10 protein-coding genes and 1 tRNA gene are annotated in these 13211 nt (G+C 52.9%); 7 read left to right on the plus strand and 4 right to left on the minus strand.

Features of this window, described 5'->3' with window-relative positions; translation table 11 throughout:
• Positions 1-40: 40 nt before the first annotated feature.
• From HMF8227_RS05340 to HMF8227_RS05350, 3 genes are all read right to left on the minus strand, one after another.
• On the minus strand, positions 41-1261 hold the full coding sequence (locus tag HMF8227_RS05340) for a saccharopine dehydrogenase family protein (RefSeq protein ID WP_109339194.1): 1221 nt from the start codon (positions 1259-1261) through the stop codon (positions 41-43).
• A 32-nt stretch (positions 1262-1293) separates the two neighbouring features.
• Entirely contained in the window at positions 1294-2298 is a 1005-nt protein-coding gene (locus HMF8227_RS05345) for a GGDEF domain-containing protein (RefSeq protein ID WP_109339195.1), read from the minus strand.
• 90 nt (positions 2299-2388) lie between these two features.
• Entirely contained in the window at positions 2389-2787 is a 399-nt protein-coding gene (locus tag HMF8227_RS05350) for a MerR family transcriptional regulator (protein WP_109339196.1), read from the minus strand.
• 69 nt (positions 2788-2856) lie between these two features.
• On the opposite strand from HMF8227_RS05350, the gene HMF8227_RS05355 reads away from it, so the two are divergent.
• A complete protein-coding gene (locus HMF8227_RS05355; RefSeq protein WP_109339197.1) occupies positions 2857-4077 on the plus strand; it encodes an NADH:flavin oxidoreductase/NADH oxidase family protein in 1221 nt (406 codons plus the stop codon).
• On the opposite strand, the gene HMF8227_RS05360 is transcribed toward HMF8227_RS05355, so the two are convergent.
• On the minus strand, positions 4049-6556 hold the full coding sequence (locus tag HMF8227_RS05360) for an EAL domain-containing protein (protein WP_109339198.1): 2508 nt from the start codon (positions 6554-6556) through the stop codon (positions 4049-4051). The genes HMF8227_RS05355 and HMF8227_RS05360 overlap by 29 nt on opposite strands.
• 283 nt (positions 6557-6839) lie before the next feature.
• Between HMF8227_RS05360 and HMF8227_RS05365 the strand changes: the two genes are divergently transcribed.
• From HMF8227_RS05365 to truB, 6 genes are all read left to right on the plus strand, one after another.
• Positions 6840-6916: transfer RNA gene (locus HMF8227_RS05365), tRNA-Met, on the plus strand.
• A gap of 201 nt (positions 6917-7117) precedes the next feature.
• Positions 7118-7576 (plus strand): ribosome maturation factor RimP, encoded by a 459-nt coding sequence (gene rimP / locus HMF8227_RS05370; RefSeq protein WP_109339199.1) that lies wholly within the window; start codon positions 7118-7120, stop codon positions 7574-7576.
• A 69-nt stretch (positions 7577-7645) separates the two neighbouring features.
• Positions 7646-9139: a transcription termination factor NusA gene (gene nusA / locus HMF8227_RS05375; RefSeq protein ID WP_109339200.1), complete on the plus strand. Its 1494-nt coding sequence runs from the start codon at positions 7646-7648 to the stop codon at positions 9137-9139.
• A 24-nt stretch (positions 9140-9163) separates the two neighbouring features.
• Positions 9164-11788, plus strand: coding sequence for a translation initiation factor IF-2 (gene infB, locus HMF8227_RS05380; protein ID WP_109339201.1), 2625 nt, complete (start codon positions 9164-9166; stop codon positions 11786-11788).
• A 71-nt stretch (positions 11789-11859) separates the two neighbouring features.
• A complete protein-coding gene (gene rbfA / locus HMF8227_RS05385) occupies positions 11860-12279 on the plus strand; it encodes a 30S ribosome-binding factor RbfA (RefSeq protein WP_109339202.1) in 420 nt (139 codons plus the stop codon).
• 5 nt (positions 12280-12284) lie between these two features.
• Positions 12285-13211, plus strand: coding sequence for a tRNA pseudouridine(55) synthase TruB (gene truB / locus HMF8227_RS05390; RefSeq protein WP_109339203.1), 927 nt, complete (start codon positions 12285-12287; stop codon positions 13209-13211).

The raw sequence follows: 13211 nt of genomic DNA on the forward strand, positions 1-13211 counted from the left end.
CCCGCATTATAAGCTTGTTTTTATGGCCGACTCAACTTCCTTACAGGAGCCGAACGTCTATACCTGTATTGTCTTGTAAACGCTTGATTAATGGCTCCCCCATAAGTGTCGCAGGCGTCCAGAAACCACCCTCTTGTTTTTCTTTGGGACAGTCTTTTAATACACACCGGGCCGCTTCCGATAGCATTTTGGCGGTGGCGCCATAGCCGGGGTCACGGTCACCGGTGACTTCGACTTTCAGTTCCTGATCGGACGACGTCCGGCCGTAGAGGTGAATGCGGAAATACCCCTCCTGTTGTTCCTTAGGGGAGGGTCCGGTACCGGGCTTCGGCAAAATCCAGCGTTCTAATATCCAGCGCAGGGGGGCTACCGAGGCGGACAACATCAACGCGCCCAAACCCATTGTGATGCGCGAGGCCCGCTTTTTACCTTTAGCGCCGGAGCCGGTGAGCATGGCTTCGTGATACTGAAATTCACTGCCGTAGAGCTCGGGGGCGAGAGCAGCACTGCGTAACACGATACGGGTGTTGACTCCGGCCATAATAAAGGGGGCGGCCCAGCTGTCAGACAGCTTATCCCAGAAATACTTTTTCACACTTTTCTGACGGGCCTTGTCATTAAAGTCCGGTGGACAGAGACTGTAGGGATCGCTGAGGACCTTTTTTAAGGAGGGATCTTTGCCCATATCTTTAAACACATTCATCATGCTGGCAAAGGTGCCACCGGAAAAGTTGCCCTTAATGCGAGCGACGCGCATGGCCACTCTCTGGCAAGGTTGACCGTATTTCTCTTTGGCCTGCTGTTGTAAGAAGTAGCAGCCCAGATCCGAGGGGATAGAGTCAAAACCACAGCAGTGTACGATGCGCGCTCCAGACGCGCGGGCCTTAGCTTCGTATTGCTTCAGCATCTTGTGAACAAACTGCACCTCACCGGTGAGATCGCAGTAATCGGTGCCATTGTCCACACAGGCTTTAACCAGGGCTTCTCCATATATGGCGTAAGGCCCTACTGTGGACACGATCACCTTAGTTTGCTGGCAGAGTCTGTCTAATGCAGAACCGTCGGTCGCGTCGGCAATGATAACTTCCGGTTCGTTGCCCTGGGGTAATTCCGCTTTCAGGGCATGCAGCTTACGCTCACTGCGCCCGGCAATGGCCCATTTTATGTCGGCAGATGGGTAATGCTCTGCCATATATCGGGCTGTGATCTTGCCGACAAAGCTGGTCGCGCCAAACAGCACAATATCGAAGGATTCAGTCACAAATTATCCTTATGTTGGTTAATAGTGGAACGTTAACGTTTGGAGGTTGGATCTGGATCGGCCAGTGCCACCTGATTCTTGCCGTTGTTTTTAGCGGTGTACATGGCCTTGTCGGTGCGGCTCATCCAGCGGGATAAGCCTTCACCCTGATACTCAGCGACGCCAAAAGAGGCAGTGATCTCGCAGTCGTGGTGGTTGAGACCGGCCAGGGCCATTTGCAGGTATTGGCCCAGATTAAGTGCGTCTTCGGCAACAGTATTGTGCAGTAAAACGCCGAACTCTTCACCGCCAAGGCGGAACAGACTGTCGCTCTTTCGGAGCCGTTGCCCAATAGCCTGAGTCACGGCCAGCAACACCCGATCACCCTCTTCGTGACCTAGCCTGTCATTGACATCCTTAAAATCGTCAATATCAAAGATAATAAGAGACAGTGGCGTTTCAGAACGTTGGTACATGGCCATCTGAGTCTTGGCTTGCTGCTCAAAGGCCCGGCGGTTGCCAATTTCTGTCAGTGGGTCAAGATGGGCCAGGCGCTCGAGCTTCTCGTGTTGGGATAAAAGTTGACGGGAAAATAAAAACATAAAGATGCTGGTGGTGACGAGCGTCAGAAAATAGGTAATCAGCTCCGAGGGCGTCATGTTGTCGCTGAGAGGAAAGGCCATCACCACAAAAGTAATTGTAATGCCAATAAGAGCATCCCGAGCGCTTAGGATCACAAACACAGCGGTGATCGCGGGAAATAGCCAGAATACTTGTGGGTAGCCCTGTAAGAATGCCGTCGCGGTTGTGCCCACTAAAATGACGGTGGCAATAAGGTAGCTTAACGGGTTTAAAAAACGCTGATGCCAGACCAGATAGGTAAACAGGGCAAACAGTAGCACCAGTGTGCTGTCTAGCATTACCATCGGCCAGTGCTGCTCAAGAATGCGGACCGGTATGATAGCCCCGATCCCGAGCATGCCAATGACGCTGATGGTCAGCAATAATTGCTCTTTAAAACTGCGCGTGGCGATCAGGCGAATATACTTGGTGAGCACGATGTCGGTATTCCCTGAATGTGGACTGTTTTCATAACCTTAACTTAACCTTTTGTTAACCCAGAAGGCAACTTACTGCGGGTTTTCGGTTCAGGCATCGCCTATCAGGTCTTGCAATTGTTCGGTAGACAAGCACTCTCCGGCATCCCAGTGACTCACCAGAGTTTGCCTTAAGTTCATTAGCTGGCGGCGCTTTTGCTTTAACTGAGTGATGAGGTTTTGAGCATCGTCGAGCTTCTCATCCAGTCTGGCAAGCAACGTGTCGTGCTGCCAGTCCTGATTGTCCTGCATCAGGCTGACCAGTTCATCCAGCTTAAACCCCAGACTCTGTCCAAACTGAATCATCTGAATTCGGGCGACGGCTGATTCATCGTATTGTCGGTAGCCGCCTTCTGATCTCCCGTGAGGTTGCAATAATCCTTTCTGCTCATAAAAACGCAGAGTGCTGGCGGGTAAGCCGGTTAGTCGGGCCAGTTGACCGATTTGCATAAAGCACCTTGAGGTTAAAGTTAACTTTAATGTTAGTTTAGGCTCAGTGTCATTAATCAGGTAGTCATTATGAATGAATTTATTTCCCAATCCTTGACCTTGCCGAGCGGACTTACCCTGGCAAACCCCATCGTCAAAGCCGCCATGGAAGAAAACCTGGCCGAAGCGAATCGGTTGCCCGGGCCGCCGTTGTTTCGGTTATATGAACAATGGGCACAGGGAGGGGCTGGATTACTGATTACCGGGAATGTGATGATCGATCGTCTGGCCATGACTGGCCCGGGTGGTGTGGCGTTGGAAGCCGGTAGCGATCTCGAGCCCTTTAAAAATTGGGCTCGTTGCGTGCACACCAAGGGCGGCAAAATTGTGATGCAGATTAATCATCCGGGCCGACAGGTGTTTGCCAAAATGGGCGGAAAAGCATGGTCAGCGTCGGATGTACCTCTGAGTATGGGTAAGCACTCCGGGTTGTTTGCCAAGCCCCGAGCCATGTCTGAGACGGATATTCAGGAAGTGATAGAGCGCTTTTCAGTCACCGCTTGGCGCGCCGAACAAGCCGGGTTTGACGGCGTGCAGATTCACGCCGCACACGGCTATCTGCTGGCACAGTTTCTGTCGCCACTGACCAACGTCCGTCAGGATCGCTGGGGAGGAAGTCTGGAAAACCGTGCCCGGCTACTGTTGGAAGTGATTAAGGCCGTAAAGCAGTCGGTGAGCCCAGAGTTCTCCCTTTCGGTGAAGCTGAATTCTGCCGACTTTCAGCGCGGTGGTTTTGATGTAAAAGACGCTAAAGCCGTCATTGCAATGCTCAACGACATGGGAATGGATTTTATCGAACTCTCTGGTGGCAGTTATGAGGCACCGGCCATGCAGGGGCGTAGCGCCGATGACCGTACGCTGGCCCGTGAGGCTTACTTTCTGGAGTTCGCGACTCAGATGCTGGATGTGGCCCGAATGCCACTGATGACCACAGGTGGCATAACCCAACGTGCAACTGCCGCGGCGGTATTGGCATCGGGGGTGAGCCTGGTGGGGATTGCCAGTGCTCTCGCTCAAACACCGGACTTACCGGTACGCTGGCTGCAAGACGAGTACGCATCGCCCGTGCCTAAGGCTGATTTTAGAGACAAGACCCTAAGTGGTCTTGCAACCATGGCCATGGTGCGTCGCCAGCTAAGGCGCATGAGCGATGGCAAATTACCCAAGCGACAGATTGGACCGCTGTTTTCGTTGATAACAGACCAGCTGCGTTTAGCCCGGCTTACGCGTCGGTACCGGCGGGCGCTGTGATGCTATCTACCCAAACCAGATAGTCGTTTTTGGGCATAGGGCGGGCAAAATAATAGCCCTGACCAATAAGGCATCCCATTGAGACGAGCAGGTTGACGGTTTGCTCGTCTTCAATACCTTCGGCGACAAGCTCAATCTTGAGGCTCTTGGCCATGCTGACGGTGGCTTTGGTGATCATTTGATTCTTTTGGGAGGTGGCAAGGTTGAGAATAAAAGCCTTATCCAGCTTCAGTTTATCGAAACCGTGGGAGCTGATGTACTGTAGTGAGGCGTAAGCGGTACCAAAATCATCAATGGCGACGTTAACGCCCATTGACTTGATCCGCTGTAGGTTGCGCTCAAACTGTTCAGCTTCGGTGATGTTGGTTGTCTCTGTCACTTCCAGTGTCAGACGGGAAGTGACAGAGACAGATCTGGCAGTCATTACGCCATCCAGGAAGTCGCAGAATGTCTCGTTGCACACGTCCTGCGTTGATACATTGACGGATAAGGATGGGGTGGTTGAGGCCATGTCCTCCAGGTCAGTCAGGCTCTGGCGAATCACCCAGCGAGTGAGTGGTGTGATCATGCCGGTTGCTTCCGCGATGGGAATAAACTGATCGGGATAAATCCAGCCAAGACTAGGATGATGCCAACGAATAAGCGCTTCTGCACCATAGATACGCAGTGATTCTAATTCGACCTGAGGCTGGTAATATAAGCAAAACTGCTCATTGGACAGAGCCTTGGACAGTTCACTGGCGAGAATGATTTGTCGCTCATAAAACTGAGCAGATTCTGCATAGTACGCCGCCATCTGAGTTCGCTGCTCGTGAGCTTTTTCAATCGCCTGATAGCCTGCATTGATACTTTGCTCGATTTTGTCGCCTTGTGCGTTGAACTCTGCCACACCCGTGACCGCCTTGATATTAACATTAAGATCATCGATGGTTTGCTGCAAAGAGAGTTTATCGGCTTGTTGTGTCAGTATGCTGGCGTGGTGATCAATATGCCCCATGCCGATAAACGCCAGCACATCGTGTCTCAACAGGACACTTAATGAATGCTCTCGCCCGAGACGAAGGGGATAGAGTGCAATGCCCATTCCCTGAAGCTGACTTTCCAGATGACGTTTCAAACGCTCCTGAAGTTCCATAAAGCCTTGCCGGGTGATATAAGGCTGGATCGCTTGAATGTTGGTCAACTCGACCATGATTAAGGTTAACGGCTGTGTTTTCTCTGCGACATCGGTTTGCAACGAAAAAGCCAGAAAAGACTGGTTAGGCAGTTGAGACTCCGGATCATGAGTCGCCAGGCGAAGATGTTCATGTTGGTAATGGCGCAACCTGTCGGCCAGCGCCATGGACATAAAAGTGATCTCGAACATGACGCCAAGAAGCAACGCATGACGACTCCAAAAGCTGTATTCAAGATAGCCGGACATCATCAATGGACCGATAGCCGCGCCTATATACAGCGGCAGCCAGGAAATGAAGTAGTAGCGAGCCCATTGGAACTCTTTTTTTAGCTTTCGCGCCATCAAATAAAGGGCAAACAGGTAGAGCAATAGCTGCACTCCGAAGAACAGTTGTGCCGACTGATACTCTGCCAGAGGGGCTGTGAGGATGGCACCGCCAAGCAATAAAAATGCGAAGGTTTTCCCTAATTTGTATAGCGCAGGGTTAGTGTCTGTGTTGTAGCGTAAATAAAGTAAAGCGAACCAGAGACTGAAAAACGCGGTGAGATAATAAGTGGAGATAGTGTGCCGGGCTAACAGGTGGTAGGCGTTGTCGGGGAATAGAAAATGGGCAAAGCCGTGGACCACGCCCAGTGTGATCATCACTGCCAGCACATAACCGGTATAAATCAGGTATAACTTGTCTCGACTCCCGACAAAAAGAATCAGGTTGTAAACCGCTGTTACCAGAACAATGCAGACAAACCCTCCCCATAGGAAGAAGATCAGGTGCGCGTAGAGCGTAAAGTCGGTCTGACTAAAAACCACAAAAGGAATATAAGGCGCTCCCTGAGTCTGGCTTCGCACAATGAACTGCGCCGACTGTCCTGACGCTCGGAACGTTACATGGGGCAGGGCATGTTTGAGATCTGGCTGGGCCCGCAAATCACCCAGAAAATAACTGTTGATGACGTGACCATTATCTACCTGATACACATCAAGGGCATCAATCATTGGATTATCGAGCAGTAACACCCAATCGCTATCGGGTTTTGGGAGTGTGACATCCAACCGGTACCAGGTGGCTTTGGGCCCGAATTCAGGCCCGGCAACCGGACCATTCAACGGAATGGGATGGTTTGTGGCCGTTTTTGAGGTGGGGGCATGCTCAAAAGGGGTGACGTTGATCCGGGCAGAAGATTGAGTCAACGAGTCGGCATGTTGCAAAAGTGCATACACCGTCGCGCTAACACTCAGAATAATGACGAGCGCGATGAGTGGTCGCCAATAAGGGGATTGGCTGGCATCCGGCTTAATGTTCATGATTGTCCGTATCCCAAAGTGATAATTTAGTACTCCAAGACCGCCACTGTGGGAGTAAGTCTATGTGCAACCCGGGAGTCTGTCTAAATTAGAAGGGAACAAAACCGTTTAAAAAATGTCAATTATGACGGTGTTTTGCACGATCTGAGTGCGAAATAACCAAGTGTGCACGTGTTTAATGAAAAATTCATAATAGCCCTTGCGTGACCTCAAAGGCTATGTATAATACGCACCATCTTGAGGCGAGGCGCTAAACAGCGACGCAGCAAGAGCAAGTTTCTGACGCGGGATGGAGCAGTCTGGTAGCTCGTCGGGCTCATAACCCGAAGGTCGTTGGTTCAAATCCAGCTCCCGCAACCACTTTTATGAATTGGGCAATGCGCCGGATTCAAGGTAGTATAGTGGACAAGGGTCCAGAGATAAAAAGCCCCGCTTGTACGGGGCTTTTTGTTATTCCTCAGAAACTGCGCCGATGCCAGGCATCGGGGCTGACAGTCTAACGGGGCAACCCGAAATGAGGTCTGGGCGTTTACGCCCTTTTTTTGTATTTGGAGCTTGGTTTTGGCAAGAATCGAACAAACCCTGACCGACATGCTGACTCCTGCGGTTGAAGCCCTGGGCTTCGAATTGTTGGGGGTAGAGTTTGTGGCGGCGGGCAAACACTCGACGCTAAGGATTTACATCGACCATGCTAACGGCATCTCGGTAGATAACTGCGCCGATGTGAGTCATCAGGTCAGTGCTATTTTGGACGTGGAAGATCCCATCAACACCGAGTATAACCTTGAGGTGTCGTCGCCGGGAATGGATCGTCCCTTATTTAAGGCTGAGCATTATGCGGCCGTGATCGGGGAAACCGTATCGGTAAGGCTGCGCACGCCAATGGACAACAGACGCAAATTTAAGGGTAAGGTGCTGAGTGTTGAAGACGGCATCTTAACGATCGAGGTGGATGGCGAGACCTTTGAGCTGGTCATCGACAATATCGAAAAAGGCAATCTGGTTCCCGTTTTCGACTAGTCGAGGGACAATGAGTGAACTTAAGAAGTAACCGACTTCTTTAGTGACGGTTTAGTGAGGCAACAGGGCATGAATAAAGAAATTCTATTAGTGGCTGAAGCGGTATCCAACGAGAAGCAAGTCCCACGGGAAAAGATTTTTGAAGCGTTGGAATACGCCATTGCAAGTGCCACCAAGAAGAAGAACCACGGTGACATCGAAGTGCGTGTGGACATCGACGAGGAAACGGGCGATTTTGATACCTACCGTCGCTGGTTGGTGATTCCCGATGATCAGCCGCAGGAAAACCCGTACGCGGAGCTGACGCTGTCAGCGGCACAAATCGATGAACCGGATGTACAAGTGGGTGATTATGTTGAAGAGCAGATTGAATCAATCGCTTTTGACCGTATCACCACCCAAACCGCCAAGCAGGTTATCGTGCAGAAGGTGCGCGAAGCGGAGCGGGCCCAGGTACTGGCCGAATACGAAGACCGTGTGGGTGAGTTGATTACCGGCACGGTGAAAAAAGTGAACCGCGACAACATCATTGTCGACCTGGGCAACAACGCCGAGGGTGTGATCTTCCGTGAAGACATGCTGCCTCGCGAAACATTCCGCCCCGGTGACCGGGTGCGTGGCTTGCTGTTCACTATCCGCCCGGAAGCCCGTGGTGCTCAGTTGTTTATCAGCCGAACTCACCCGGATATGCTGGTGGAGTTGTTCCGCATCGAGGTGCCGGAAATCGCCGAAGAAGTGCTGGAGATTCGCTCTGCAGCGCGCGATCCAGGCTCGCGAGCTAAGATTGCGGTTAAGACCAATGACAAGCGTCTGGACCCTGTTGGTGCCTGTGTGGGCATGCGTGGTTCTCGGGTACAGGCCGTTTCCGGTGAACTGGGCGGTGAGCGCGTGGACATTGTCTTATGGGATGAAAACCCGGCCCAGTTTGTGATTAACGCCATGGCTCCGGCCGAAGTAGCGTCCATCATTGTGGATGAAGACAACCACACCATGGACGTCGCAGTCGAAGACGACAACCTGGCACAGGCCATTGGTCGTAACGGTCAGAATGTTCGCTTAGCCAGTCAGTTGACCGGCTGGGAGCTGAATGTGATGACAGTGGCAGACCTGAATGCCAAGCACGAAGAAGAAACCAGCAAGATTATCGACAAGTTTGTTACTGCGCTGGATATCGACGAAGAATTTGCCGCTGTGCTGGCAGAGGAAGGCTTCACCACCCTGGAAGAAATCGCCTATGTACCCAGCAGCGAGCTGGAAGTGATTGAAGGGCTGGATGAAGACATGATTGAAGAGCTGCGCGAGCGGGCGCGAGCCTTCCTGACCACTCAGGCACTGGCCAGTGAGGAGTCCCTGGAAGGCAATGAACCGAAAGAAGAGCTGTTGAATCTGGAAGGGATCGATAAGCACCTGGCCTATCAGTTGGCCAGCCGGGGCGTAATCGATCTGGAAAGTCTTGCCGAGCAAGGGGTGGATGACATCAGCGATATTGAAGATCTGAGCGAAGAGAAAGCCGCTGAGCTGATCATGGCAGCCCGCAACATCGTTTGGTTTAATGAAGAATAAGGTCAACGGGAGGAACAACGACACATGGCAGAAGTATCCGTAGAAAAACTTGCCGGTGATATTGGCACATCGGTTGACCGTTTGGTGAAGCAGTTTGCTGACGCGGGCATCAAGAAAGGACCTAACGATCAGGTCAATGAAGATGAAAAGCGCCAGTTGCTGGATCATTTAAGCAAACAGCACGGTAACGACAAGGGCGCCGAGCCCAAGCGTATGACGCTGAAACGTCGTACCACCAGTACCCTGAATGTGAACTCATCGGGTAAGTCCAAGGCGGTGAAGGTAGAAGTGCGCAAGAAACGCACCTACGTGAAACGCTCGGAGATTGAAGAGAAGCAACGTGCCGAGGAAGAGGCCAAGCGTCAGGCTGAGGAACAAGCCCGTATTGAGAAAGAACGGGAAGAAGCCAAGCGCAAAGCGGAAGCCGAGGCCAAGCGTCAGGCCGAAGAACGGGCCAAGAAAGAAGCGGAAATCAAGCGTAAGGCCGAGGAAGAGCGCGCTCGCGCCAAGGCCGAAGCGGAAAAGCGTAAACAGGAAGAAGAGAGTCTGACCCCTGAGCAGCTTGCCGCCCGCCAGAAGGCCGAAGAAGAGGCCGAAGCCCTGCGTAAGCAGCAGGAAGAAGAAGCCAAGCGCAAGCTTGAGCAGGAAGCCAAGGAAGCGGAAGAGCAAGCCCGTAAGTTGGCGGAAGAGAACGAACGTCGCTGGAAAGAAGAAGAAGAGCGCCGCCGTAAACAGGAGGCGGAAGAAGTGCATATGCATTCCAATCGTTATGCCCAGGAGGCAGAAGACGAGGAAGATATGCAGTACGAGCGAACGTCTACACGCCGCCGTAAACCCAAGAAAAAGAAAAATGCAGGTGCCGATTTAATGCACGGATTTAAGAAACCCGCCCAGCCCGTTGAAAAAGTGGTGAAGCTGGGTGAAACCATCACCGTTGCCGACCTTGCAAATAAACTGGCCATCAAAGCCACTCAGGTCATCAAAGTGATGATGAAAATGGGTGAGATGGTCACGATTAACCAGGTGCTGGATCAAGACACTGCCGTGTTGGTGGTGGAAGAGTTGGGTCATAAATATGAGCTGGTCAATGACAACGCGCTGGAAGATGAGCTGCTGACCGAGTCGAACGAAGGTGAGGCGATCAACCGTGCGCCGGTGGTCACCATCATGGGTCACGTCGACCATGGTAAAACCTCGCTGCTCGACTACATTCGTCGCGCCAAGGTAGCCTCCGGCGAAGCCGGCGGTATTACTCAGCACATTGGTGCTTATAGCGTCGATACTGAAAACGGCAAGGTGACCTTCCTGGATACACCCGGACACGCGGCCTTTACCGCCATGCGTGCTCGTGGTGCCACCGCGACTGATATCGTTGTGCTGGTCGTGGCTGCCGATGACGGCGTAATGCCACAGACCAAAGAAGCCATCCAGCACGCTCGTGCTGCTGGCGTACCGCTGATTGTGGCGGTGAACAAGATGGATAAAGAGGGTGCAGACCCGGATCGTGTTAAGACCGAGCTGTCCCAGATGGAAGTCATCTCCGAAGAATGGGGTGGCGAGCACCAGTTTGTGAATGTCTCCGCCAAGACCGGTATGGGCATTGATGGGCTGCTGGAAGCCATTACTCTGCAATCGGAAGTGTTAGATCTGAAAGCCGTCGCCGAAGGCCCGGCCAAGGGTATTGTTATCGAGTCGCGCCTGGATAAAGGCCGTGGGCCGGTTGCCTCCATCCTGGTTCAGGAAGGGCAGCTGAATGCTGGCGATATCCTGCTATGTGGCTTCGAGTATGGCCGTGTTCGCGCCATGCGTGACGAGAGTGGCAATGAAGTTAAAGTAGCGGGTCCGTCTACGCCGGTCGAAATCTTAGGTCTGTCGGGTGTGCCGTCCGCCGGTGATGACGCTCTGGTTGTGAAAGACGACAAGAAAGCCCGTGAAGTGGCCGATCACCGTCGTCAAAAGCAGCGTGAGCTTAAGCTGGCGAAACAGCAGAAAGCCAAGCTGGAGAACATGTTTGCCGATATGGAATCCGGTGATGTTCATGAGCTGAACGTGGTACTGAAAGCTGACGTACAAGGCTCGGTGGAAGCCATTGCCGAATCTCTGGCCAAGCTGTCGACCGACGAAGTGAAAGTCAACATCGTGGGCAGTGGTGTGGGTGGTATCACCGAAACCGACGCCTCGTTGGCCTCGGCGTCCGGCGCCATCATTGTCGGCTTTAACGTGCGTGCCGATGCTTCGGCCCGTAAGGCCATTGAGAACGAAGACATCGACCTGCGTTACTACAGCGTCATCTATGATCTTATCGACGAAGTGAAAGCGGCCATGAGCGGTATGCTGTCGCCCGACTTCAAACAACAGATCATTGGTCTGGCCGAAGTGCGGGACGTGTTCAAGTCACCCAAGATTGGCGCCATCGCCGGTTGTATGGTCACCGAAGGTGTGGTTAAACGCAGTGCCCCCATCCGTGTATTGCGCGATAACGTGGTGATCTACGAAGGTGAACTGGAGTCACTGCGCCGCTTTAAGGACGATGTCCAGGATGTGAAGAAAGGCATGGAATGCGGTATCGGCGTTAAGAACTACAATGACGTCAAAGTCGGCGACCAGATTGAGGTCTTCGAAGTGGTGGAAGTGAAGCGCGAGCTTTAATTAACGCCACCACAAGCTAATAGTAGAATTAAACGGGGGCGTAAGGCCTCCGTTTCTGTCTGGAGTCAAAGATGGCAAGAGAATTTTCCCGTACCGACCGCGTCGCCCAGGTGGTGCATCAGGAAGTGGCCAGTATTTTACAGTTTGAGATGAAAGACCGTGACCCTCGTTTGGGTCTGGTGACCGTCTCCGGTGCCGAGGTCAGCAAAGATCTGGCCCATGCCAAGATCTATGTGACGCTGTTCGAAAGCGACGACGAGAAAGTCAAAGAGCAGCTGGCGATTTTGGAAGAAAACAAAGGTTTTATTCGCAGCCTGCTGTCAAAGCGTTTAACCAGCCGCACGGTACCGGCTCTGCGCTTTTTGCAGGACACCAGTCTGACCGAGGGTGTGCGTATTTCCAGCCTGGTATCGAAAACCGTCGAGGAAGATCGTGAACGGGCCCGCAAGGCTGGTCGCGACCCGGATGCCGAAGAGTCTGAGGAGTCTTAAGTCAGGTGGCCAAGCGACGTAAAGGCCGTGATATTCACGGCGTAGTCTTACTCGATAAACCGCTTGAGTGGTCATCCAATCAGGCCCTGCAAAAGGTGCGCGGTATCTTCCACGCCGCCAAGGCCGGTCACACCGGAGCCCTGGACCCGCTGGCGACCGGCATGTTGCCCATTTGCCTGGGTGAGGCCACCAAGTTTTCCCAGTTTCTGCTGGATGCGGACAAGCGCTACTCGGTTACGGCAAAGCTGGGCATTCGCACCACCACCTCCGATGCTGATGGTGAGGTGGTCGAGCGCAAGCCGGTGGATGTCAGCGAGGCACAAATCCGCGAGGCGGTAGAAGCGTTTGCCGGCGACAGTGAGCAGGTGCCGTCCATGTTCTCGGCCCTGAAGTATCAGGGTAAACCCTTGTATACCTATGCCCGTCAGGGTATCGAAGTCCCCAGAGAAGCGCGGCCCATCACCATTTTCAGCATCGACATCACCCGGTTGGACGGTGATGAGCTGGATCTGGAAGTGCACTGCTCCAAGGGGACCTACATCCGCTCACTGGTGGATGACCTAGGTCAGAACCTGGGCTGTGGGGCCTACGTGACCCGCTTGCATCGCACGGCTGTGGCCGATTATCCGGTGAACAAAATGGTCACCATCGAGCAGTTACAGCAGCTTGCCGACCAGCACCAGCCACGGGAAACCGGTAACTGGCAGCCACTGGATGCGCATCTTCTGCCCATGGACAGCACAGTGAAACGTTTGCCCGAGCTGAGCATCAGCGAAGAACGGGCCCGCTACTTCTTAAACGGAAACTCGATCAATGCCGACACTGACATCGACGGCCAAACCCGGGTTTACCTGAGTGGTGAATTTGTCGGTGTGGGCCTGGTCAGCAAAGGGCGGCTGTCACCCCAGAGACTGGTTGTACGCGATTTCTAA

This window comes from Saliniradius amylolyticus, assembly GCF_003143555.1.
GTDB lineage: Bacteria > Pseudomonadota > Gammaproteobacteria > Enterobacterales > Alteromonadaceae > Saliniradius > Saliniradius amylolyticus.